Source organism: Pseudomonas sp. PvP028 (assembly GCF_017832255.1).
In the GTDB taxonomy this organism is placed as follows: domain Bacteria; phylum Pseudomonadota; class Gammaproteobacteria; order Pseudomonadales; family Pseudomonadaceae; genus Aquipseudomonas; species Aquipseudomonas syringae.
In genome coordinates this window covers 4,054,204-4,075,781 of record NZ_JAFIBL010000001.1, presented here as the reverse complement: position 1 = coordinate 4,075,781, position 21,578 = coordinate 4,054,204, and the positions used below count along the sequence as shown (strand labels likewise).

General features: G+C 58.9%; 19 protein-coding genes and 1 pseudogene. 7 read left to right on the top strand and 13 right to left on the bottom strand.

Features of this window, described 5'->3' with window-relative positions; all coding sequences use genetic code 11:
- Positions 1-25: 25 nt before the first annotated feature.
- From JOE34_RS18125 to JOE34_RS18115, 3 genes are read right to left on the bottom strand one after another with little or no spacing between them, the layout of a single operon-like run.
- Positions 26-1,168 (bottom strand): family 1 glycosylhydrolase, encoded by a 1,143-nt coding sequence (locus tag JOE34_RS18125; protein WP_209996310.1) that lies wholly within the window; start codon positions 1,166-1,168, stop codon positions 26-28.
- A 2-nt stretch (positions 1,169-1,170) separates the two neighbouring features.
- The gene (gene glf / locus JOE34_RS18120; protein WP_004417645.1) at positions 1,171-2,352 is read right to left on the bottom strand and encodes a UDP-galactopyranose mutase; all 1,182 of its coding nucleotides are present in this window, start codon (positions 2,350-2,352) and stop codon (positions 1,171-1,173) included.
- The gene (locus tag JOE34_RS18115; RefSeq protein ID WP_032661837.1) at positions 2,340-3,524 is read right to left on the bottom strand and encodes a glycosyltransferase family 1 protein; all 1,185 of its coding nucleotides are present in this window, start codon (positions 3,522-3,524) and stop codon (positions 2,340-2,342) included. The genes glf and JOE34_RS18115 overlap by 13 nt, the downstream gene beginning before the upstream one ends.
- 426 nt (positions 3,525-3,950) lie before the next feature.
- Here JOE34_RS18115 and galE point away from each other — a divergent pair, with 426 nt between their 5' ends.
- Positions 3,951-4,979: a UDP-glucose 4-epimerase GalE gene (gene galE / locus JOE34_RS18110; RefSeq protein WP_003396908.1), complete on the top strand. Its 1,029-nt coding sequence runs from the start codon at positions 3,951-3,953 to the stop codon at positions 4,977-4,979.
- Between the two features lie 61 nt (positions 4,980-5,040).
- Here the strand turns inward: galE and JOE34_RS18105 are convergent, their stop codons facing one another.
- Together JOE34_RS18105 and JOE34_RS18100 are read right to left on the bottom strand one after the other, a co-directional pair.
- A complete protein-coding gene (locus JOE34_RS18105) occupies positions 5,041-5,589 on the bottom strand; it encodes a cupin domain-containing protein (RefSeq protein ID WP_003344936.1) in 549 nt (182 codons plus the stop codon).
- Between the two features lie 128 nt (positions 5,590-5,717).
- Positions 5,718-6,467 (bottom strand): gamma-glutamyl-gamma-aminobutyrate hydrolase family protein, encoded by a 750-nt coding sequence (locus JOE34_RS18100; RefSeq protein WP_209996308.1) that lies wholly within the window; start codon positions 6,465-6,467, stop codon positions 5,718-5,720.
- A 127-nt stretch (positions 6,468-6,594) separates the two neighbouring features.
- Between JOE34_RS18100 and JOE34_RS18095 the strand changes: the two genes are divergently transcribed.
- The 3 genes from JOE34_RS18095 to JOE34_RS18085 all read left to right on the top strand — a co-directional run bounded on the left by JOE34_RS18095 (position 6,595) and on the right by JOE34_RS18085 (position 9,716).
- The gene (locus JOE34_RS18095; protein ID WP_003396913.1) at positions 6,595-7,482 is read left to right on the top strand and encodes a LysR family transcriptional regulator; all 888 of its coding nucleotides are present in this window, start codon (positions 6,595-6,597) and stop codon (positions 7,480-7,482) included.
- Between the two features lie 145 nt (positions 7,483-7,627).
- On the top strand, positions 7,628-8,692 hold the full coding sequence (locus JOE34_RS18090) for an aromatic ring-hydroxylating dioxygenase subunit alpha (RefSeq protein WP_122243195.1): 1,065 nt from the start codon (positions 7,628-7,630) through the stop codon (positions 8,690-8,692).
- Positions 8,693-8,765: 73 nt separating this feature from the next.
- On the top strand, positions 8,766-9,716 hold the full coding sequence (locus JOE34_RS18085) for a PDR/VanB family oxidoreductase (RefSeq protein ID WP_004417636.1): 951 nt from the start codon (positions 8,766-8,768) through the stop codon (positions 9,714-9,716).
- On the opposite strand, the gene JOE34_RS18080 is transcribed toward JOE34_RS18085, so the two are convergent.
- Both JOE34_RS18080 and JOE34_RS18075 read right to left on the bottom strand, forming a co-directional pair.
- Positions 9,717-10,427: a GntR family transcriptional regulator gene (locus JOE34_RS18080; protein ID WP_004417635.1), complete on the bottom strand. Its 711-nt coding sequence runs from the start codon at positions 10,425-10,427 to the stop codon at positions 9,717-9,719.
- Between the two features lie 75 nt (positions 10,428-10,502).
- Positions 10,503-12,473, bottom strand: coding sequence for an EAL domain-containing protein (locus tag JOE34_RS18075; RefSeq protein WP_003426508.1), 1,971 nt, complete (start codon positions 12,471-12,473; stop codon positions 10,503-10,505).
- Between the two features lie 231 nt (positions 12,474-12,704).
- Here JOE34_RS18075 and JOE34_RS25945 point away from each other — a divergent pair.
- Positions 12,705-12,806: pseudogene (locus JOE34_RS25945) on the top strand (nucleoside hydrolase); the annotation flags it as partial.
- Positions 12,807-12,832: 26 nt separating this feature from the next.
- On the opposite strand, the gene JOE34_RS18070 reads toward JOE34_RS25945, so the two are convergent.
- Positions 12,833-13,516: an ATPase gene (locus tag JOE34_RS18070; RefSeq protein ID WP_209996306.1), complete on the bottom strand. Its 684-nt coding sequence runs from the start codon at positions 13,514-13,516 to the stop codon at positions 12,833-12,835.
- 138 nt (positions 13,517-13,654) lie between these two features.
- Positions 13,655-14,554, bottom strand: coding sequence for a LysR substrate-binding domain-containing protein (locus JOE34_RS18065; RefSeq protein WP_209996304.1), 900 nt, complete (start codon positions 14,552-14,554; stop codon positions 13,655-13,657).
- A 139-nt stretch (positions 14,555-14,693) separates the two neighbouring features.
- Between JOE34_RS18065 and JOE34_RS18060 the strand changes: the two genes are divergently transcribed.
- Both JOE34_RS18060 and JOE34_RS18055 read left to right on the top strand, forming a co-directional pair.
- Entirely contained in the window at positions 14,694-16,037 is a 1,344-nt protein-coding gene (locus tag JOE34_RS18060) for an MFS transporter (RefSeq protein WP_024960947.1), read from the top strand.
- An 18-nt stretch (positions 16,038-16,055) separates the two neighbouring features.
- Complete coding sequence (locus JOE34_RS18055) at positions 16,056-17,330, top strand: glucarate dehydratase family protein (RefSeq protein WP_209996302.1); 1,275 nt, start codon at positions 16,056-16,058, stop codon at positions 17,328-17,330.
- A 16-nt stretch (positions 17,331-17,346) separates the two neighbouring features.
- Here JOE34_RS18055 and JOE34_RS18050 read toward each other — a convergent pair whose 3' ends face one another.
- The 4 genes from JOE34_RS18050 to JOE34_RS18035 all read right to left on the bottom strand — a co-directional run bounded on the left by JOE34_RS18050 (position 17,347) and on the right by JOE34_RS18035 (position 21,577).
- On the bottom strand, positions 17,347-19,011 hold the full coding sequence (locus JOE34_RS18050) for an MlaD family protein (protein WP_209996299.1): 1,665 nt from the start codon (positions 19,009-19,011) through the stop codon (positions 17,347-17,349).
- A gap of 191 nt (positions 19,012-19,202) precedes the next feature.
- The gene (locus tag JOE34_RS18045) at positions 19,203-20,036 is read right to left on the bottom strand and encodes an ABC transporter substrate-binding protein (RefSeq protein ID WP_209996289.1); all 834 of its coding nucleotides are present in this window, start codon (positions 20,034-20,036) and stop codon (positions 19,203-19,205) included.
- A gap of 52 nt (positions 20,037-20,088) precedes the next feature.
- Entirely contained in the window at positions 20,089-20,817 is a 729-nt protein-coding gene (locus JOE34_RS18040) for an amino acid ABC transporter ATP-binding protein (RefSeq protein WP_170963801.1), read from the bottom strand.
- A gap of 19 nt (positions 20,818-20,836) precedes the next feature.
- A complete protein-coding gene (locus tag JOE34_RS18035) occupies positions 20,837-21,577 on the bottom strand; it encodes an amino acid ABC transporter permease (protein ID WP_003394185.1) in 741 nt (246 codons plus the stop codon).
- Between the last annotated feature and the right edge of the window lies 1 nt (position 21,578).

Genomic DNA, 21,578 nt, shown 5'->3' with positions numbered 1-21,578 from the left:
GGTCACGCACTCCCGAAGCGCTTACTCAAACGGCAAATTTTCCATTCTTTTCTCGAATGAGAGCCGCCAATTCAAGCGTGTTTTCGCGCAACGCCACCTGCAAAGGGTCAAAGATCGCCCGAGCACCCTGCCCGTCTGCGTAACCCAGCAGCCCCGCCGGACAGTATCGACCGTCGTCCCAGCCCGGATAATCGAGAACGGGATACCAGCAGATACCTTGCACAGGTACGCCTGCCCTCACCGCCTTGCTGACCTCGGCACAAACGTAATTGAACCAGGGCAGACGCTGAACGTCTTCAGCACCGGTTTCAGAAATCAATATCGGTCTGGCGTATCGCCTGTGCAGCTCGCTCAACATGCCTTGAAAAGGCCTGTACTGCGGATCGTCGTGCGTAAGCTTATGGCCATTGAGCTGCCATTGATTATGCGGATAAAAGTTGACGCCCAGGATATCCAGATACTCGGGGCGGCCGCCCAGCCCAGGCCATTGCCGTCCGGATAACAGATCCCAGGCTTCGAACTGCGCCAGCCGATAACGTTCTGCTGCCGCGGCATCCGCGCCGCTCCGCGTTGCCGGTACTACATGAATCAATGGCTCGGCCTGAATAAAACGCGCGTTGGGCTCTACCGTGCGTACCGCGTCTATTGCCGCAATACTGGCCCGGACCAGTTGATGCTTGAGCTCCATGCCGCGCTGCTCGCTACCGGGGTTGAAATAAGCCATGTCGCCCCCGGCCCAACTCCAGAACGAAATCTCATTGATCGGCGAATAGAAAGGTGCGGTCTCCCCTTCGTCTTTGACGACCTGAGCCACCGCCGCTGCAAAACGCGCAAAGTGCTCGACAAACTGCGGCCGCCAGACATCCAGATGATCTGGGTAACCGTAATGGCACAAGTCCCAGATGACCTGGGTGCCCTGATGCCGCGCAGCTCGCAGCATGGGCAGAAAACTGCTCCAGTCGTAACAATCTGGACGGGCTTCAATCAGATGCCAGCGCAGACCGTCACGTACAGTACGTATTCCGCACTCAGCCAGCGCGACAAAATCTTTCTGTGCCCAGCGGTCGTGCCCGGTGGCGTGAAGCAGGTCGAGTCGCACACCGTCACCTCGTCGATGGCTGGCGCACTCGAATCCGCCGATGAAAAAACTGTCGAACAGACCACCCATGCTCAACCTCGCGCAGGCTGTTCGATCGGTTCGGGAGGCGGCTCAGGGAAGTCATGGGCCAGCCGCTGGTACAACGCCAATGCCTGGCCCACGACCTGGTCCATGTTGTAATACTTGTAAGTGCCCAGCCGCCCAAGGAAAGTGACCTCATCCGACTGATCGGCCAATGCCTTGTAACGCTTGTACAACTCGGCATTTTCGGGTCGGGGAATGGGGTAATAAGGATCGCCTTCGGCACTTGGAAACTCATAGCTGAGACTGGTTCTGGCGTGCAGTTGACCGGTAAGGTGCTTGTATTCGGTGATGCGCGTATGAGGGACCGCTTCATCCGGGTAGTTGACCACCGCCACCGATTGAAACTGCGCCTGATCAACGGTCTTGTGCTCGAAACGCAACGACCGATACGGAAGACGGCCATAGCAATAACCGAAGTATTCATCAATCGGCCCGCAATAGATCAAATGCGAATACTTCACCGCCGTGCGGACATCGGCAAAGTCGACCCCCAGTACCGTATCGATAAGCGGATGGTTGAGTATCCGCTCAAACATGTGCGTGTAGCCGTGCAGCGGCATTTTCTGAAAAGTATCTGTGAAATAACGATTGTCCGAGTTAGTGCGGGTAGGCACTCGGGCGGTAACCGACCGGTCCAGTTGCGAGGGATCCAGCCCCCATTGTTTGCGGGTGTAGCCACGGAAAAACTTCTCGTACAGCTCCCGACCAATCTGATTGATCACAACGTCTTCGGAGGTTCTTATCGTCTCGACGGGCTCGGCACGGCTGGCAAGAAACGCTTCGGCTTCTCGTTCATTCATCTGTAAGCCGTACAGGCTGTTGAGCGTATCGAGGTTGATCGGAACAGGCAGCAGTTGGTCGTCTACGCTGGCAAGCACGCGGTGTTCGTAATCGCGCCATTCGGTAAATCGTGAAAGGTATTCCACAATCCGCTCAGCGTTGGTGTGGAATATATGTGGCCCGTATCGATGAACCAACACCCCGGCGCTGTCCAGGTGATCGTAAGCGTTACCCGCGATATGTGGACGTCGGTCGATAAGCAAAACGCGCTTACTCGATCCAGCCGCCAGCCTTTCCGCCAACACACTGCCTGCAAAACCTGCACCGACGATCAGAAAGTCATAGGGCGTCTTTTCACACGCGGCTGATTCGAGATTTATCCGAGGCATTCTATGTGCTCCCCGATGGCCACCAGGTCAATTTGCGCCTTCATGGCCGCGCACGTATTGTCCCAGGACTCGCCGACCAGCAACGCGTCAACTTTGCGAAGAAAACCAATAGTCCCTTTATGCGCCAGTGCCTCTTGAATCGCGCGCGCAAACGCGTCGGCATCATCGGCAATGGCGACAACACCCGACTCACCATACGTTCTGACCACATCGGCAATCCGGGTTGATACCACCGGGCAGCCGCCAGCCAGATATTCCGGCGTCTTGGTCGGGCTGATAAAGCGTGTGGAGTCGTTCAGCGCAAATGGCATCAACGCAACGTCCCAGCCAGACAGATAGGCTGGCAAGTCGTCATAGGACTTGCTGCCTAGATAATGGACGTTGGCCAAATTCGGCAGGCTTGCCGGGTCGATCTTCACCACCGGGCCGATCAAAACGATTTGCCAGTGCGGCTGCAACTCGGCCAGTTGTTGAATCAGCCCGATATCAAAACGTTCGTCAATGACGCCGAAAAAGCCGAGTCTTGGATAAGGAATGTACTGTTGATCCTCGGGGTCAGGCTGCACGTTGCGAGCGGCTGAAAAATGCCCGAAATCGACACTGCTGGGCATGGCGTGCGCGTTCGCATGCTGCCGACGCTTGGTCTCCCACAGGCTGAAGCCGCCAGTAAACACAACATCTGCGCGCTTCATCAATGCTTCTTCCTGTTCGACAAGCTCTGGCGGCGCACCTTTGAACGCAGACAATTCGTCCATGCAATCGAAGATCGTCACGTGCGCGCTGAGGTGATCGGTAAACGCCAGGCTCATCGGGGTGAAATACCACAACAGCAACTCACCAAAACGTTGTGCATCGATAAACCGATTCAGTAATACACGCTGTGCGGTGATCACCTCATCAGGCTGCATCTTCCAGGGCAGGTGCGGCACCAGTACTGTGACACCGCACGCTTGCGGCAACTGCTCAAGGCGGATATCAGGGGAGTCCGACAGAACAGGCTCCTCAAGAAACACCACCTGATAATCCTGCGCCATGCGCGACATGATGTGCTGAGGACGCTGATAGACAAACCCCCATCGCAGATGGGACAGGCACAGCAGCAAAGGCCTGACGACGGCCTCGACTCGGGTTAAGGCCAACGTCTCGGACTGGATTGTTTGAACACCGTTCATAGAGTTTCCCTTCTGTTAGAAAGTCCTGGATGAAACTGAAGGGCTCTTGAAAGGGCTAAGCTTCGACGGCATTCATGATGAGGATAGGCAGTGGCGGCTGTTGCGTACATGGAACCATCACATGCATGCAGCAACCATAGACCGGCTCATCAGTTTCGAACACGCGCCCAGGCCGCTGTTCGTTGATTCCGATAAAGGGTATGCGCCGTCGGGAATGACGCATTGAACTCGTCGCAGAGAATACGCCCTTAGTCTTGAGCGAATGTTTTTTGGTACCTGCAGTACGTTTTAACCACGTCCCCCACGCGGTGGTCTGGTCCTGATTTTCGCAAGCAAGGCTCCGTTGTCGTCCTGTTGAGAAAGGTCACGAGGCGGAGCCCTCAGCTCGCTTCTTAACGAGGCGGCGAAAATCCAGGAAGGACACTCATGATTCTGGTTACCGGTGGTGCGGGATACATTGGCGCTCATATCGCGCTCGAATTGCTTGAAGATGGCCGCGATGTCGTCGTGCTTGATAACTTGTGCAACAGTTCGCGAGAGCCGTTAAGACGGGTTGAGGAACTCTGCGGGCGACAGGTTGTGTTTATCCACGGCGACGTGCGCAGCAAAGCGACGTTGCACCGATTGTTCGCTCAGCACCCTGTCAAGGCGGTGGTGCATTGCGCCGGGCTCAAGGCGGTGGGCGAAAGCGTTCGAGAGCCGCTGCGCTATTTCGAGACCAACGTGAGCGGCAGCGTCAACTTGTGTCAGGCAATGGCAGAAGCAGGCGTGTTCGACCTGTTATTCAGCTCATCCGCGACGGTTTACGGCGAGTGTGAGCAAATGCCGCTGGATGAGAACTGCCCACTGGGTTTACCGACCAATCCTTACGGGCACTCCAAACTGATGGCCGAGCATGTGATGCAAAGCGTCGCTCGCTCGGATCCACGCTGGTCCATCGGGCTGCTGCGCTACTTCAACCCCATTGGTGCGCATCCGTCCGGCTTGCTGGGCGAGTCGCCCTGCAACACGCCGAACAATCTGTTGCCCTTCCTGCTGCAGGTTGCCAATCGACTGCGCCCCGCTCTGCACATTTTTGGCAGTGACTACCCCACGCCGGACGGAACAGGTGTGCGTGATTACCTTCATGTCATGGATCTGGCCGAGGGACACTTGAAGGCGCTGGACAGAATTCATGACCAGCGCGGCGTATCCGTCTGGAATCTGGGCACAGGACAGGGCTATTCAGTGCTTGAGGTGGTGCAAGCCTTCGAACGTATCTCCGGCAAAGCTGTGCCTTTGATCTTTGAGCCACGCCGGCCCGGAGACATTGCAGCATGCTGGTCCGATCCAGGAAAAGCAGCGCGTGAGCTGGATTGGCGGGCCAGGTTCAACCTTGATTCGATGCTCACTGATGCCTGGCGCTGGCAGTGCATGAACCCGCAGGGTTATAGACCGACAGCGCTGGTCATTTGAATTTCATCCAGACGTGCCAACGGTACCCACGCCATCGTAACGGCACGTCAGCAAAAGCAGGCTAGAAGTTAGCGGGTGTGTTGGCGCTGATGATCTCGGCTTCATCCTGGCCGATATTGCGGAAGCGATGCGGCAAGGTGGTCGGGAAGTAATAGCCGTCTCCTGGACCGAGGATGTTGACCTGTCCATCGATAGTCAGCTCCACAGTGCCGCGCGTCACCAGACCACACTCCTCGCCTTCGCTGTGAACGATCGGTTCATCGCCCGAGTCGGCGCCTGGCGCGTATTGCTCACGAAGAAAGCGCATTTGCCGGCTCGGCAGGGTCGCCCCGACCAGCAGCAGGCGCGCACCGTTGCGCCCCAGGTCGGGTTGATCACCGGCTCGAAACACGTACTGATCCTGCCCAGGAGGCTGATCGAACGTGAAAAAATCCGCCAGCGTCATAGGAATGCCTTCAAGCAGCTTTTTCAGCGAACTGATGGAAGGACTGACACGATTTTGCTCGATGAGGGAAATCGTGGCATTGGTCACACCACTGCGTCTGGCGAGCTCACGCTGTGACAGCTTGTAGCTTTCACGCACCAGTTTGAGTCGTGCTCCCGTATCCATAGTGGCCTTATGTGAAAGATATCCGGTGAATGAGGCAGCGCCCCGGCGCAATGGATCGTCCATTACCCGAAGCCCGTCAAGCCGGATATTAAATCACGTTTGCCCACAACACTCAGCAGCTCATCGCTCTAGCGGCTGCTGCGCGCATACCTCTGGCTGGCCTCGCGAAAGGCCTTGAACAGGCTGAGCGAAACAGGGTTGTCCATGAACTCCCATTCCGGGTGCCACTGCACGCCCAGCACAAAGCCTGGCGCGCCGGGCATGGAAACCGCTTCCACAAGGCCATCGGGGGCCAATGCTTCTGCGCGCAGGTCCGACGCCAGGCGATCGATACCCTGGCTGTGCAGGCTGTTGACCTCGAACCCCGGTGCCAGCCCGAGCGCGTCGAGCAGACCGCCCGGCTGCACCTGCACGGCATGCTTTGGCGCGTACTGCACCGCCAGCACATCGCTTTGCGGCTCGCGATGATCCAGATAGCCGGGCAACTCCTGGACCCGCTGATGCAGGCTGCCGCCCAGCGCGACATTCAGCTCCTGAAAACCGCGGCAAATGCACAACACCGGCACGCCCTGAGCGATAGCAGCCCTGAGCAGCGGCAGAGTGGTGCGATCCCGGAATACATCATGGGCGGTGCCCTCCACGCTCGCCGGCCCATTGTAGTGACGCGGCTCGACGTTGGACGGCGAGCCGGTAAACAGCAGGCCATCCAGCGACGCGAGCAGTTGCGCAGGCTCGGTGGGCACCTCGAGTGCAGGCAGAATGACCGGCATACCGGCGAAGGCTGCGGCCTCGACGTACTTGTCGCCTGCCGTGTGAGAGGAATACTTGCCCAATTGCTGACGGCAGGCGGTGACACCGATCAAGGGATGTCGCGACATAGGTTGAATCCTGTTTGAAATCTGAGTGGCCAGCGCCGGTCGGGCGCTATCCAGCGGGAATGAAACCAGTCTAGGATAGTCGTCTGCGCAACAAACATAGGCATTCCGGCAAAGGAACAATGCACCGATGCAATATGAAATCACCCACGCCGACCTTTCACTGGTGCTCGCCCTGGTTCGCGGCCGCACGCTGGCCCGTGCCGCCGATCTGTTGCAAGTTGATGTATCGACCGTATTCCGCTCGATCCGTCGCCTGGAAGCCGCGCTTGGCGCAGCGCTATTTGAAAAGAACCGGCGCGGGTACATACCGACCGATACCGCTCAGGCCATGGCCGAGCAGGCCGAGCGCGCCGAACAGGCACTTGCCGCTGCGCGCATCGCCTTGCAACAGGGCGAACAGGTGGTCAGCGGCACGGTACGCCTGACCTGTACCGATGCGGTACTGCACAGCCTGCTATTACCCGCGCTGGCAGACTTCATGCCGCAGTACCCGGCCCTTACGCTGGAGCTGGCCACCTCCAATGCTTTTGCCAACCTCAGCCGTCGTGATGCCGACATCGCCCTGCGCCTGACCAATACGCCACCCGAGCACCTGATCGGACGCTGCTTAGGCAGTGCCGACTACTTTGTCTGCGGTCGCCCCGAATACCGCGAGGCCTTGACGCAAACCCCGGCCTCGATCCCATGGATCAGCCCCGACGACTCGATGCCCGACCACACCTCGGTGATCTGGCGCAAACAGACCTTTCCGGGGGTATTACCGAGCTACCGCTGCAGCAGCATGTCGGCTGTCTCGCAATTGGTCGCTGCAGGCTTGGGCGTTGCGGCGTTAACCGGCTTTACGGTCGAGGGCCTTGGGGCGGTCGAACGTCTGAGTGGGCCGCTGGAAGGATGCCGCACCGAGCTGTGGCTGCTGACCCGCCCCGACTGTCGCGCACTGCGTTCCGTGCAGACTCTGCTGGAAGCACTCGCGCCGCGCCTGCGAGCAGCGTTGCAGGTATCCAGCCCTGACTGATCAGCCTCTGTGGATCCATTAAATAATAGTTAACAAAATTAATCATTGGATTAATCTCGATCTTGTGGCATTAATAATCACGAGGAAACAACTTGATTCATTCTGTGGATCCATAAGACCAATAATCGAACCGTGGAGAACCATCATGCACCCGAAAAATGCGTGGTACGTCGCTTGCACAGCGGATGAAGTCGCCGACAAGCCTCTGGGCCGGCAGATCTGCAACGAAAAGATGGTGTTCTATCGCGACCAGAACCAGCAGGTCGTTGCCGTCGAAGACTTCTGCCCGCATCGCGGCGCCCCGCTCTCGCTGGGCTATGTCGAGAACGGCCAACTGGTGTGTGGTTACCACGGGCTGGTAATGGGCGGCGACGGCAAGACGGTTTCAATGCCCGGCCAGCGTGTTCGAGGCTTCCCTTGCAACAAGACCTTCGCGGCGGTCGAGCGCTACGGCTTCATCTGGGTCTGGCCAGGTGACCGGGAAAAAGCCGACCCGGCACTCATTCATCATCTGGAGTGGGCCGTCAGCGACGAATGGGCCTACGGCGGCGGGCTGTTTCATATCCAGTGCGACTACCGCCTGATGATCGACAACCTGATGGACCTCACCCACGAAACCTACGTGCATGCGTCCAGCATAGGCCAGAAGGAAATCGACGAAGCCGCGCCCGTTACAACCGTCGAAGGTGAAGAAGTGGTCACCGCCCGGCACATGGAAAACATCATGCCGCCACCGTTCTGGCAGATGGCACTGCGTGGCAACAACCTGGCCGATGACGTGCCGGTCGATCGCTGGCAGATCTGCCGCTTCACTCCGCCCAGCCATGTGCTGATCGAAGTCGGCGTAGCCCATGCGGGTAAAGGCGGCTATGACGCACCTAAAGAGTTCAAGGCGTCGAGCATCGTCGTCGACTTCATCACCCCCGAGACCGACACGTCCATCTGGTACTTCTGGGGCATGGCGCGCAACTTCAATCCCGCTGACCAAGAGCTGACCGCCAGCATCCGCGAAGGCCAGGGCAAGATATTCACCGAAGACCTGGAAATGCTTGAGCGCCAGCAACAGAACCTGCTCAAGCACCCGCATCGCAACTTGCTCAAGCTCAATATCGACGCCGGTGGCGTGCAGTCACGCAAGATTCTGGAGCGGCTGATCGCTGCCGAGCAGGCCGGTCCCGGCGAGCAGATTCCCGTGATGGCAACAAAATGACCGACCATTGCTCGTCGAAACACGAAGACAACAATCAGAAGTGACCCGTGCCGCGGTCACCCGAGGACTTACCATGATCGACGTGACGGTGTTATCACGTAACGATGAAGCGCTGGATATCTGCAGCTTTGAACTGGTGCGAGCAGACGGAGCGCTGTTGCCGCCGTTTACCGCGGGCGCGCACATTGACGTGCACCTGCCGGACGGGCTGATCCGCCAGTACTCGCTGTGCAATGCCCCGAACGAGCGTCACCGCTACCTGATCGGCGTCCTCAACGACCCGGCTTCGCGTGGTGGCTCGCGCAGCCTGCATCAACAGATTAAGACTGGCGCACAGTTGCGTATCAGCGAACCGCGCAACCTGTTCCCGCTGGCTGAAAACAGCCGACGCACGCTGCTGTTCGCCGGCGGTATCGGCATCACGCCCATCCTCTGCATGGCTGAACAACTTGCGCTGGAGGCTGCCGATTTCGAGCTGCATTACTGCGTGCGTTCCGCCGAGCGCGGCGCCTTTATCGAACGCCTGAAGCATTCGGCATTTGCCGAGCGCATCACGCTGCACTTCGATGAACAGCCGAACACCGCGCTGGAGGCTGCCAAAGTGCTCGCCAACCCACAGCCCGATACCCATCTGTACGTGTGCGGGCCAGGCGGTTTCATGCAATACATCCTCGACAGCGCGCGTAATGCTGGCTGGTCCGAGGATACTCTGCACCGTGAGTACTTTTCCGCAGAGCCGGTAGACACCAGCAACGACGGCAGTTTTTCAATCGAAATCGCCAGTACCGGGCAGGTGATTGCCATTCCGGCCAATAAAACCGTCGCTCAGGTGCTCGAAAGCCATGGCATCGATATTCCGCTGTCGTGCGAGCAAGGTGTCTGTGGCACCTGCCTGACGCGGGTGTTGAAAGGCATTCCGGATCATCGCGACCTGTTTCTGACCGAAGACGAGCAGGCGCTCAACGATCAGTTCACGCCCTGCTGCTCACGTTCGAAGACACCCGTGCTGGTGCTCGATATCTGATCAGTCCGGGCGCTGAATGACCTTCATGCGCTCGTTCTGCCCTGCGCCGAAGATTTCCGCGTAGCGCAAGGTGGCATTGGCATGCTCGCGCATGATCGCCTCGGCGCGAGCGCCCTGCCCGTTGGCCAGCGCATCCACCACGGCGTGATGCTGCATGTGGGCGAAATTGAACCGCCGGTATTCGCGAATCAGGTTGTCGCGATCCACGGCCAGCGCGGTTACCGAGGCAAAAGGCAGATGGTCGTTGCGTGACAGTGCATCGGCAATGGCACGATTGCCGCTGCCCTCGACGATCACGCGATGCAGACGCATGTTCATGTCGTGATAGACCTCCAGGTCATCTTCAGTGACATGGCCTTTTTCGAACAGCGCATCACCCTGCACCAGACAGGCTTCAAGCTCGTCGCGCGCCTCCTGGGTCACGCCGCGCTCGGCCATCTGCCGCGCTGCCAGCCCCTCGAGGACACCGCGGACATCCACCGCGCCGGCGATTTCCATCGGGCTGATCGAGCGCACCTGAAAACCACGCCCGCCAAAGGGCACCAGCAGCCCCTCCTGCTCCAGCGTCCGGAACGCCATGCGCACCGGCATGCGCGAAACGCCGAACAGCTCGGCGGTCGGCACCTCCATCAGGCGCTCGCCGGCAGCCAGCTCGCCTGATGCAATCATCTTGCGCAGCGCAACAAGGACGGTCTGCCCGGGTTTGCTCATCAAAAGGCTTCCGTGGAGATCAAAGAAGGCATCTTACCCCACGCACGCCCGAGTGAATGGCCCACATGCAATCGATCAGACGGGGCACGAGATGGCGTAACCGAAGGTGCGCTCTTCATCGGGTATTTCAATCCAGGCCAGCGTCTCTGCAAAACTGATCGGCGGGCTGTAGAAGTAGCCCTGCACCATCGTACAACCCAGAGTGGTCAGTGCATTCAACTCATCCTGCGTTTCTACGCCTTCGATCACGCAGCCCAGGGACATGTCCAGACTCAAGGCAACCAGTGATTTGACGATCTTGTAGCTGGCCGGGTTGTTGTGCACCCCGGTGACAAAGCTGCGGTCAATCTTCAGCTTGGTCAGCGCCAGCGCGTGCAACTGACTGAGGCTGGAGAAGCCGGTCCCAAAGTCATCCAGCGAGATACCGCAACCCAGCTTGCGGAACTGGGTAATGGCCTGCTGCACCTGAGCAATATCCTGCATGACCGCCGTTTCGGTGATTTCCAGATCGAGCCGCGACGCATCGAAGCCGCTGTTCTTGATGATCTCGACAATTCGGCTGACACTTTCCAGAGACGCACAGTCGTGCGCTGACAGATTGAACGACAGCCTGACAGGCGCAGGCCAGGACAGGGCCATGTGCAGCGAGCGGGTCAACAAAGGCGCGGTCAGCTTGTTGATCATACCGATGCGCTCGGCGATCGGAATGAAATGCGCCGGCGATACTGATCCCAGTTCCGGGCTGTTCCAGCGCGCCAGTGCCTCGAAAGCGACCGTTTCGCGCGTGCAGCTTTCAATGATCGGCTGAAACAATACGTGGAACTCGGTTTCCAGATTGGCGCGCCGCAAGGCCTGTTCGGTAACGCCGTCCACATGCAATTGCTCACGATGGCTGGCGGAGAACAGGCAGGTGGTGCCGGGGTTATGGTTCTTGCCCTGATACAGCGCGTAATCGGCAAACTCGAACAGCTGGGTCGCGTTATCCGCCGTGGCCGGGTACGTCGCCAGGCCCAGTGTCGCGCCAATCTGGATTGGCATGTCCGACAGCTCGAAACTTTCGTGCATGAGGTCACACAGGTGCTTGCCAAACGCCAGCAACGCGTCGCTGTCCATGTCACCCTTTATCACCAGCGCGAACTCGTCACCGCCCAGTCGCGACACATGCACCTTGTCGCTTGAGGCGCTGGTCAGGCGTTCAGCAACCAGCATCAACAGACGGTCGCCGATTCGATGACCATAAAGGTCATTGACCGGCTTGAACCCGTCCAGGTCCAACACGCCCACTGCCAGCTCGCTGCGCTGCGCCACTGCCTCAATCATCGCGGCATCCAGCGTCTGAAAGAACTGTCGACGATTGGGCAGGCCTGTCAGGCTGTCCTGATTGGCCAGCAACAGGTTCTCGTTACTCAGTTGCTCGGTCTTTACCTGCACATTCACCAGGCTGGTGAAATCGCGGTACTGGTAATGAAGAATGATCAGCATGCCGATCGACACCAGCACGATGTTCACCGCTGTGGCGATAAAGGTAATGTTGTAAGTGGAAGCGAAGAAAATAACGAAGGCGGTGTTGACGACCAGCGCGGTGGTCAGCGCTGCAGGCCGCAAGTGCATCATGCAGAAGATGCAGACAATCACCGTAATGCCCATGAAAAAAGCGACATGCGCCTGGGAATAGGCATCGCCATAGGGGTAAAGCGACAGCGACCAGGCGGCAAACCCGGCCGCTATGACGCCAGCCAGGCCGTGCGTACCACGCAACGTGGCCAGAATGATCGCCGGAGCCGGCGGCGGCCGGTTTACCGTGCGCAACCATTTGCGTGCACGGACGCCACAGATAACCGTCAGCAGCGCAGGGACCAGCAGCGTCAGCCACACCGGAGCGGTTCGCCAGTGAGTGAACGCCAATGCCCAGGTATTGACCAGCAGCACGAAGTACATCAATGGCAGTTGTCGGGACAACGCAACGTATTGGGCCTGCAACAACCTGGGGTTATCAGCGGGCACAGACATCAGGGCACGCAAGGCACCCGGTAGTTTTTTCAGCATCGCAAGGCTTCTCTGTTACCACAGTCAAAGCACACGTGGCTTGCTGCTCACCATACGAACGGACAGCTAATTGTCGGTTCGCTTGTCAGGCTCTCGGCGGATGTGATTAATTCTTTACGGTAAAAACCAAGCCGTGCGTCGGTTTAATCGAAATAACCCGCCGGTCACTTTCCCCCTGCGCGCGCCTGGATCAATGACGCTTGTACACCTTTCAAGCGTCCTCTACGGACAAAGGGCACTAACGTGCCGATCTTCCATTTGCAGGCGACCATGCTGATGGCTGGCGGTATTGAAGCAGCGAAAGTCGATGAGCAGTTTCTGTCGGTCAACAGCCTCTCAGGCTTGACGCAGTCACTCCATCAGTTCGCCGCCACCTGCGCCCGGTCGGCCTGCATGACCAGGGCTTTGAGCGAGGCGTCGAACTGTTTCAAGGCATTCACCTGCAAATCACGCTGCTGATCGATCTGTGCCGCGATCTCTGGAGCGGCCTTGCCTTGCACCCAGACCGAGGTCATTTCCCGAACCACTTCACCTTCGGCCTTGCCGATGTATTGCAGGTCATTGTCATAGAAGCGCGCCATGAACCGCGCCTCGACCTGACTGTTGCGCTTGCTCACCAGACGATTGTAAGTGTCGAGCATGACCACCACGTCCGGCCGCGCCTGCATCAGCGCATCGAGATTGTCGTAAACGGTTACCGAGGCGAACTCTTTCTTCAATGAACCCACCAGCCAGTCGGTCGCCAGTGCAGGGTCCGAGCTGTTGATGAATGCGTTGCGGATACGCGCATCGAGTGCGCCATTGCTGCCGCTCCTGAGTGCAACCGAATGGTATTTGTTCAAATACTGAAGGTTGCTGAGGGTGTTTTCGCTGTACAGCACGCCCACCGACTGAGTGTGTTGCAGGCTGGCGGCGCTGTCGACGACGGGCATGAAATGGCAGGACTGTTCGGAGACCGGGGAGACGGCAGCATTGACGGGGGCAGTGAACACAATGCTGGTGCTGAACACGGCAGCAAACGTCAACAGATTGAAGATTCTCATCGCGTCGTCTCCCTTTGGAGCAGGTGGCTATGGCGCCATCCTCCTCCTTTGCCGGAAAAACAGAACTTGCCTTGCTTGATGATGACTATCGACTGAATGAATGATAGTTGATGCCACTGCGTTGCAAGGTTTTTCGCTTCAATTTTCATCTGCCCTGACGGCCGCACGTATGGCTTCAAGCAGCATCCGGCACGCCGGATTGTCATTGTCGGTACGCCAGGCCAGGTGCAACTCGCTCTGCACGCCCTCGCCCAGGTCAATGTCACGAAACACGACGTCCTTGAACACCACATTGGTCGCACAACGCGGTACTAATGCCAACCCCATTCCGGCGTTGACCAGCGCCAGGATGGTCAGTGACGATCCAAGCCATTGGACATACTCCGGCGCAACTTGCGCGGAACGAAACATACCGGTCAGCAGTTCGTTGAACGGTGGATACGCCGAGTGCGAATACATCAGGAACGGCGCGCCATCCAGATCGGCCACCGCCACCGAATCGGCATGCGCTAGCCGATGGCTGCTCGGTACGGCCAGCACGAACGGCTCGCGTACCAGGCATTCGCTCTCGTAACCCGGCTGAAACAACGGCGCTCGCAAGATGCCCAGGTCAATGCGCCGCGCCCTGAGTGCTTCGTGCTGCTGATAGGTGTTCATTTCCGTCAGGGAAATCTTCACCTGCGGTTGCTTGAGGCGCGCCTCGGCGATCACTCTGGGCAGAAACTCATACACCGCGCTGCCGACAAAACTGATGGTCACCGAGCCGATGTCACCTTCGGCGAAGCGCCGCGCCGAAATGGCCGCCTGCTGCGCGCGCTCCAGCAAGGTCTGCGCCTCGATGAAAAAAGCCCTGCCCGCCGCAGTCAGGGCCACACTGCGAGTGCTGCGGGTGAACAGCTCGACGCCCAGATTGTGCTCCAGTATCTGAATCTGCCGACTCAACGGCGGCTGTGTCATGTTGAGCCGTTCGGCGGCACGGCGGAAATTCAGCTCCGTGGCCACCGTGGTGAAGCAACGCAGTTGGGAAAGCTCGAACATTGATCCACTCCCGGTATCAATCAAGTCACTAACTGGATTGGACGGGAATAATACACACCTCCATGATCGACTCATCCCCAAAAAAACAATGAATGGGAGTCGCCTCTTGAATACCGTCCCTGGTACTACGGACGCCACGGTGCTTGCCCGTGCGGCCGCCAAGGTGAAACGCCACGTGCTGCCGCTGTTCGTGGTGATGTTCATCGTCAATTACATCGACCGGGTCAATATCGGTTTTGTACGCAGCCATCTGGAAACCGATCTGGGCATCGGCGCAGCAGCTTACGGGCTGGGTGCCGGATTGTTCTTTGTCGGTTACGCACTGTTCGAAGTCCCCTCCAACATGCTCTTGCAGCGCTACGGTGCCCGCGCCTGGCTGACCCGCATCATGTTTACCTGGGGCGCGGCCGCGATGGCCATGGCGTTCGTGCAAGGCGAAACCAGTTTCTACGTACTGCGCTTCATTCTGGGCGCTGCCGAAGCCGGTTTCTTCCCCGGCATCATCTATTACTTCACCCAGTGGCTGCCTTCCAGCGACCGCGGCAAGGCCATGGCGCTGTTTCTCAGCGGTTCGGCGATAGCGTCGGTGATTTCCGGACCGGTGTCCGGCGCCCTGCTCGGCATCGAGGGCCTGAACCTGCATGGCTGGCAATGGATGTTTCTGATCGAAGGCTTCGCGTCGATCGTGCTCTGCGGTTTCGTCTGGTTCTGGCTGCAATCACATCCTCATGAAGCCCGCTGGCTCAGTGACGAAGAAAAAACCGCGCTCAGCACCGCCATCGCCGAAGAGCAACGGCTGCGCGAAGCTTCACAAACCGTCAGACCCTCGGTATTCCGACTGTTGGCGGACCGGCAGATCCTGCTGTTCTGCTTCATCTACTTTTCCGTGGCACTGACCATCTACGGCGCCACCTTCTGGCTGCCGAGCATGATCCGCAAAATGGGCAGCTTCAGCGATCTCGAGGTCGGGTTGTTCAATTCGATCCCATGGATCATCTCCATCGTGGCCATGTACGGCTTTGCAGCACTGGCGGCACGCTTCAAGCACCAGCAGGCCTGGGTGGCGGTCACCCTGGTCATTGCCGCAGCCGGCATGTTCATGTCCACCGTGGGCGGTCCAGTGTTCGCCTTTGTCGCCATCTGCTTCGCGGCAATCGGTTTCAAGGCCGCCTCTGCGCTGTTCTGGCCAATCCCTCAGGGCTATCTGGATGCACGCATTGCCGCTGCGGTCATTGCGCTGATCAACTCTATCGGCAACCTGGGCGGCTTCGTTGCGCCCACCACGTTCGGCTTTCTGGAGCAGACCACCGGTTCGATTCAAGGCGGTCTGTATGGGCTGGCAGCGACATCGCTGCTGGCTGCGGTGGTGATCTTCTTCGCCCGCACCACGCCACGAGGTGACCGCGGCCGCCCGTCCAGGGCTGAGCGGCCCGCAGCGCTCAGCCCTGCCGTCACTGGCACCCCTTCCAGCCTCAAACCCTGACCTTCGGGAGACCGCCCTTTGAAAATCATCCGTGTAACCGTGACCCCTATCGCCTTTCGCGACCCGCCGCTGCTCAACGCCAGTGGTATTCACGAACCCTTTGCCCTGCGCTCGATCATCGAGGTGGAAAGCGACAACGGCTACATCGGCCTCGGTGAAAGCTATGGTGATGCCCCGGCACTGGCGATTCAGCAACAGGTGCAGAACCAACTGATCGGGCTCGACCCGTTCAACCTCAATCAGCTGCGCAGCATCGTCCAGGCGACCGTGGCGGCGCATAAGCCTGCCAGCCTGGCCGGTGCCGAACTGGCGCCGGGCTCACACGCCAGCAAGGCGGTCAGCAATGCTTATTCTGCGTTCGAGGTGGCGTTTCTGGACCTGCAGGCGCGTTCCATGAACCTGCCACTGGTGGACCTGCTCGGCGGTGCCCTTCGTGACCAGATACCCTTCAGCGCTTACCTTTTCTTCAAATACGCGCAGCATGCCGATGCCCCTTACGCGCCCGACAGCTGGGGTGAAGCGCTCAGCGAAGAGCAGATCGTCGCTCAGGCCCGGCGCATGATCGAAGCCTATGGCTTCAAAAGCATCAAGCTCAAGGCTGGTGCGCTGCAGCCGGAACACGAGGTGTCGTGCATCAAGGCGCTGAAAAAAGCCTTCCCCGGTTATCCACTGCGCATCGACCCCAACGGCAACTGGTCACTGGAGACCTCGATTCGCATGGCCGAACTGCTGGGCGATGACCTGCAATATTACGAAGACCCGACGCCGGGCCTCGACGGCATGTCCGAATTGCACAAACGCACCGGCCTGCCGCTGGCGACCAACATGGTGGTGACCGATTTCGACGAGTTCCGCCGCAGCGTAGCCCTCGACAGCGTGCAGATCGTGCTCGCCGACCACCATTACTGGGGCGGCCTGCGCGACACTCAGGCGCTGGCGAAGATGTGCGACACCTTTGGCCTGGGCGTGTCGATGCACTCCAACTCGCATCTGGGTATCAGCCTCATGGCCATGGCCCACGTCGCAGCGTCGGTGCCCAATCTGGACTACGCCTGCGACACGCACTACCCATGGCAGGAGCCGGACGAGGAAGTCATCAAGGGCGGCAAACTGCCGATTGTCGACGGCTGTGTCAGCATCACCCGCGCACCCGGTCTTGGGCTGGAACTGGACCATGACCAGCTCGGCAAGCTCAACGACCAGTACTACAGCTGTGGAATCCGGCAGCGCGATGATGTGAAGCAGATGCAGAAGTACAAGCCGGACTGGAAGGCGGTCAAACCGAGGTACTGAAGCCGTCCGGCTCGGCTTAATCGGCCAACTGAGCAGGCGCGGTCTTCTGGTAGATACCCGGTGGATCCTGCCGGGTGCGGCCACGCACCAAGGCTTCGGGGTTGCGGCCCAGGTAATCGGTCAGGACCCTTACCGAGCGGGCCATGCGCTGAACCTCATCCATTGTCCGGTCGATCTGTTGACGCACAGGCGAGTCCTCGGCGAGCGCTGCGCCGGCAATGTCCAGCGTGCTTCGGGATTGCAGCAGAACGCCGTGCAGTTCAGGCATCACCTGCGCGTTGAAAAGCCTGAACGTCTTCTGCGCCTCGCCGAGGCTGCCATTCAGGTTGCCGGCGATCTCCTGCACCGGCACTTTGCCGACCTTGTCGATGATCTGCTGTACCTGCTCCTGCATCTTTTCAAGCTCCCCCGGCACGGTCGGGATTATCAGCGGCTGCGCACTGACATCGAACGGTACCGGCGTAGCGTTGGCGATAAAACCCAGCGAAATATACAGTTGTCCGGTCAGCAGACTCTCGCTGCGAGGCTGTGCACGCAGGCCCCGCTTGACGAAGTCGGCTATCAACTGCGCCGTACGTGCATCGTCGGTAACGCCCAATGTCTTTACGATTTTTTCATTGGCCATACCCAGGCGATCCGGGTAAATCACCGCCCCGACGATACTGGTGAACGACTGGCTGGCCGCGTCGTAATCCAGGTCTACAGAGACGACTCGCCCCAGTGCTATCCCCATGAACTCGACCGGTGAATTGACCTCAAGCCCCCGCAGCGACTGACTGAATATCATGCGGATGTAACCCGGTTCGCCGTCGGGCGGCGACAGCGCCTTCTGCTGATCGTCGAACAGCGTAAAGCGTGCATGCTCTGCAGCCCTGGGTGCCTTCGTGCTGTAATCCGGCTCGACGAAGGCCACCCCTCCCGCCAGTATCGTCGAAACTGATTCAGTCTTTATTTTCAGACCATCGGCGTCCACCGTCATGCCGATGCCGCTGGCATTCCAGAAGCGTGTATCAGTAGTCACAAACCTGTCGTCGGGCGCATTGATGAAAACTTCCGCATCCACGCCCTTGCCGTCCGCGGATAAATGGCAGGCCGCTATCTGTCCGACTTGAATGCGTCGGTAGTACACAGGAGACCCCACCTCCAGAGAGCCCATGTCCCCGGCGTGCAGGGTAAAACGTGTGCCTTTTGTACCGTAGGTAATGGGTGGCGCAGTTTCCTGACCGACAAAGTGTTTTTTCGTACGCCCGGACGTGCCACTGTCCGCCGCGATAAATGGCCCGGAAAGCAAGGTATCCACGCCCGACACACCGGTGGCGCCTATACGCGGGCGCACCACCCAGAACAGGGAATCCTCGGCAGTGAACGCACGGGCGTTGGCATCAAGGTCCACCGTCGCCACCACGCCTGTGCGGTCGTTGTTCAAGACCACGGCCGATACCTTGCCAATCACGACATTCCTGACCTTGACCTTCGTCTTTTGAGCTTCAAGCCCCTCGGCGCTCTGGAAGGTGACGAAGATTCTCGGGCCTTTGGACAGTGTGCTGCCGATCAGCAGCGAAAGGCCTATCAAGGCAGCAAGCAGCGGAACCAGCCAAACCGGGGATACGCCGAAACGTCTGTTTCGGGAGAGTGAAGCGCCGACTGCCGATGCAGAAACCGAACCTGAGCGATCAGACATTTTGTCCTCTGAGACGCCCACACGGGGTCATGCCGACGATCGATACTGTCGGTCGAACTCTGAACCTCGGCTTTCAATAAACCATCAAGGAAATATCAAGATCTGATCAAGGCGCGATGGTGCCGTTGCGGCGGGAATCCATCGTGTGGTCTTGCATGAGGCCGACCTTTTGGTCGGCTTCATGCCATTGATCAAGGCAACGGATCAAACTTCAATTCGCTGAGGCTTTGCACCTTGTCTTCGCGAACCATCTTGTATTCGGTGTTCGGGCCTATCCAGTGTGCCCATATTGCATCGATCTCGCCTGCGGCTTCCATTGCGCGCAGTGATTCGTTGACCTTCGCCAGAAAAGCCGGTTCGCCCTGGCACATGCCGGCACCAATGGGCTCAAGCGCCATCGGTTCCTTGGCGATTGCCAATTCCACGCCGCCAGCCTTGGCCTGCCCGACCAGCTTGATCGCAGTCATGGTGTTGGTCACCAGGCCCACCACCTTGTTCTGTTGCAGTGCCATGTAGGCAGAGCCGGTGTCCTGGAAGGTCACTGGCGTTGCGTCAGCCAGGCGGATCGACTGCTCGGACGTAGAGCCTTTGGTCGAACTGATGCGTTTGCCCTTGAAGAACGATTTCGGTTGATCGGCATTCGCCGCACGAACTACCAGTGTTTCCTTGGCGATGTAGTAAGGGTCGCTGAACTGGATCTGCTCGGCACGGCTCTTGGTGTAAGCCAGGTTGGCGAAAATCACATCCACGCGGCCCATTTTGACTTCCGGGATACGTGCTTCGACCGACAGCGGCTTGAGTTCCAGCTCCACGCCCATGTGTTTGGCCAGGGCTTTGCACAGATCGACGTCCATGCCCACCAGTTCGCGGGTTTGAGGGTCCGGTGCCGAGAACGGCGGAACGTCGGCGTACACGCCACAGCTCAGGCTTTTCTTGCTCATCACATCGCTGAGCTGATCGGCATGGACCGCTGAAACAGCCAACGGCGACAACGCCAGTGCAGCCAGTACAGACTTGATACGCATGGTGAGACTCCTGGAAATGAATTGAGTGATTCGCTGAAATCAGTGCCTGCGCTCAGTGGCTGCGCAGGTCGGCAATGAAGCGCTGGGCACGCGGATGGCTCGGTTGCTGAAAGAACACCTCAGGGCTGGATTTTTCGAGGATCTGCCCCGCATCCATGAACCAGATGGTGTCGGCCACTTCCCGGGCAAAATTCATCTCGTGGGTGACGCACATCATGGTCATGCCTTCTTTGGCCAGGCCTTTCATGACGCCGAGCACCTCGCCGACCATTTCCGGGTCTAGTGCGCTGGTAGGCTCGTCAAACAGCATGACGGGCGGCTCCATGGCCAGCGCACGGGCAATCGCCACACGCTGCTGCTGGCCACCGGACAACTGCGCCGGATAGGCACCGGCCTTGTGTGCCAGCCCTACCCGATCCAGCAACTCCATGGCGCGGGCGCGCGCTTCGCTGCTTTTCAAGCCACGGACCTTGGTCGGGGTCAGGATGATGTTGTCGAGCACCGACAGGTGCGGAAACAGATTGAAACTCTGGAACACAAACCCCACGCGGCTGCGCAGCCGGTTGACGTTGGCGTCGGTGCCGTTGACGTCACGGCCGTCAAACAGAATCTGGCCTTGCTGCACGTCCTCAAGACGATTGACGGTGCGAATCAGCGTCGACTTGCCCGAGCCTGAAGGCCCGCACAGCACTACCACTTCGCCGCGCTGCACCTCAGCGGTGATATCGGTCAGGGCCTGGTACTCGCCATACCATTTATTGATCCTGGAAAACATGATCATCGGATGCATTGGGCAACCCTCAATTATCGGTAGTCAAAGGCCGGGGAACGGGCACAGGCGATACATCGCCTTCACGTTTGCGGGCAATCCGCTGCTCCACCACGGCGGCGAGACGGGTCAGGCCGTAGCACAGCACGTAGTAAGTGATCGCCAGGATGAAGAACACCTGAAACGGCTTGGTCAGCAGCTGGTTATTGATCTGATTGGCGGCAAAGGTCACTTCCTGGACGTTGATCACGTAGCCCAGCGACGTTTCCTTGATGATCGAAATGAACTGGCTGATCAGGCTCGGCAAGGCGTTGTACAGCGCCTGCGGCAGGATCACCCAGATCGTGGTGCGCAGGTAGCCCATGCCCAGTGCGCGGGAGGCTTCGTACTGACCGGTGGGCAGCGCCTGAATAGCGCCGCGGATGATTTCGCAAAGATAGGCGCTCTGATAGACCACCAGCGTGCAGAGCATGGTGGTGAAGCCGGTGATGTTATGGCCGATCAGCAACGGAACCAGAAAGTAGGTCCAGAAAATCACCATCAGCAGCGGAATGCCGCGCATCACATAGACCCAGACCGTCGCCGGGTAGCGCAGCCAGCGCCACGGTGAGACCCGCGCCAGCGACAACAGCAGCCCCAGGGGAAAGGCCAGCAAGAGTGCCAGCGCCGCCAGCATTAGCGTCGAGATCAGGCCGCCCATCGGGCCATGGGGGTATTGACCGACCAGCAGCAAGGTCCAGTTATCGCGAACAATCGTGAAGACATCGAACATC

Coding starts and splice junctions, on each gene's coding strand:
- JOE34_RS18100 (WP_209996308.1), bottom strand. CDS start 6,467: ATGTCGCGACATCCCTTGATCGGTGTCACCGCCTGCCGTCAGCAATTG.
- JOE34_RS18050 (WP_209996299.1), bottom strand. CDS start 19,011: ATGTCTGATCGCTCAGGTTCGGTTTCTGCATCGGCAGTCGGCGCTTCA.
- JOE34_RS18045 (WP_209996289.1), bottom strand. CDS start 20,036: ATGCGTATCAAGTCTGTACTGGCTGCACTGGCGTTGTCGCCGTTGGCT.
- JOE34_RS18035 (WP_003394185.1), bottom strand. CDS start 21,577: ATGTTCGATGTCTTCACGATTGTTCGCGATAACTGGACCTTGCTGCTG.
- JOE34_RS18040 (WP_170963801.1), bottom strand. CDS start 20,817: ATGATCATGTTTTCCAGGATCAATAAATGGTATGGCGAGTACCAGGCC.
- JOE34_RS18085 (WP_004417636.1), top strand. CDS start 8,766: ATGATCGACGTGACGGTGTTATCACGTAACGATGAAGCGCTGGATATC.
- JOE34_RS18090 (WP_122243195.1), top strand. CDS start 7,628: ATGCACCCGAAAAATGCGTGGTACGTCGCTTGCACAGCGGATGAAGTC.
- galE (WP_003396908.1), top strand. CDS start 3,951: ATGATTCTGGTTACCGGTGGTGCGGGATACATTGGCGCTCATATCGCG.
- JOE34_RS18115 (WP_032661837.1), bottom strand. CDS start 3,524: ATGAACGGTGTTCAAACAATCCAGTCCGAGACGTTGGCCTTAACCCGA.
- JOE34_RS18095 (WP_003396913.1), top strand. CDS start 6,595: ATGCAATATGAAATCACCCACGCCGACCTTTCACTGGTGCTCGCCCTG.
- JOE34_RS18125 (WP_209996310.1), bottom strand. CDS start 1,168: ATGGGTGGTCTGTTCGACAGTTTTTTCATCGGCGGATTCGAGTGCGCC.
- JOE34_RS18075 (WP_003426508.1), bottom strand. CDS start 12,473: ATGCTGAAAAAACTACCGGGTGCCTTGCGTGCCCTGATGTCTGTGCCC.
- JOE34_RS18065 (WP_209996304.1), bottom strand. CDS start 14,554: ATGTTCGAGCTTTCCCAACTGCGTTGCTTCACCACGGTGGCCACGGAG.
- glf (WP_004417645.1), bottom strand. CDS start 2,352: ATGCCTCGGATAAATCTCGAATCAGCCGCGTGTGAAAAGACGCCCTAT.
- JOE34_RS18080 (WP_004417635.1), bottom strand. CDS start 10,427: ATGAGCAAACCCGGGCAGACCGTCCTTGTTGCGCTGCGCAAGATGATT.
- JOE34_RS18105 (WP_003344936.1), bottom strand. CDS start 5,589: ATGGATACGGGAGCACGACTCAAACTGGTGCGTGAAAGCTACAAGCTG.
- JOE34_RS18070 (WP_209996306.1), bottom strand. CDS start 13,516: ATGAGAATCTTCAATCTGTTGACGTTTGCTGCCGTGTTCAGCACCAGC.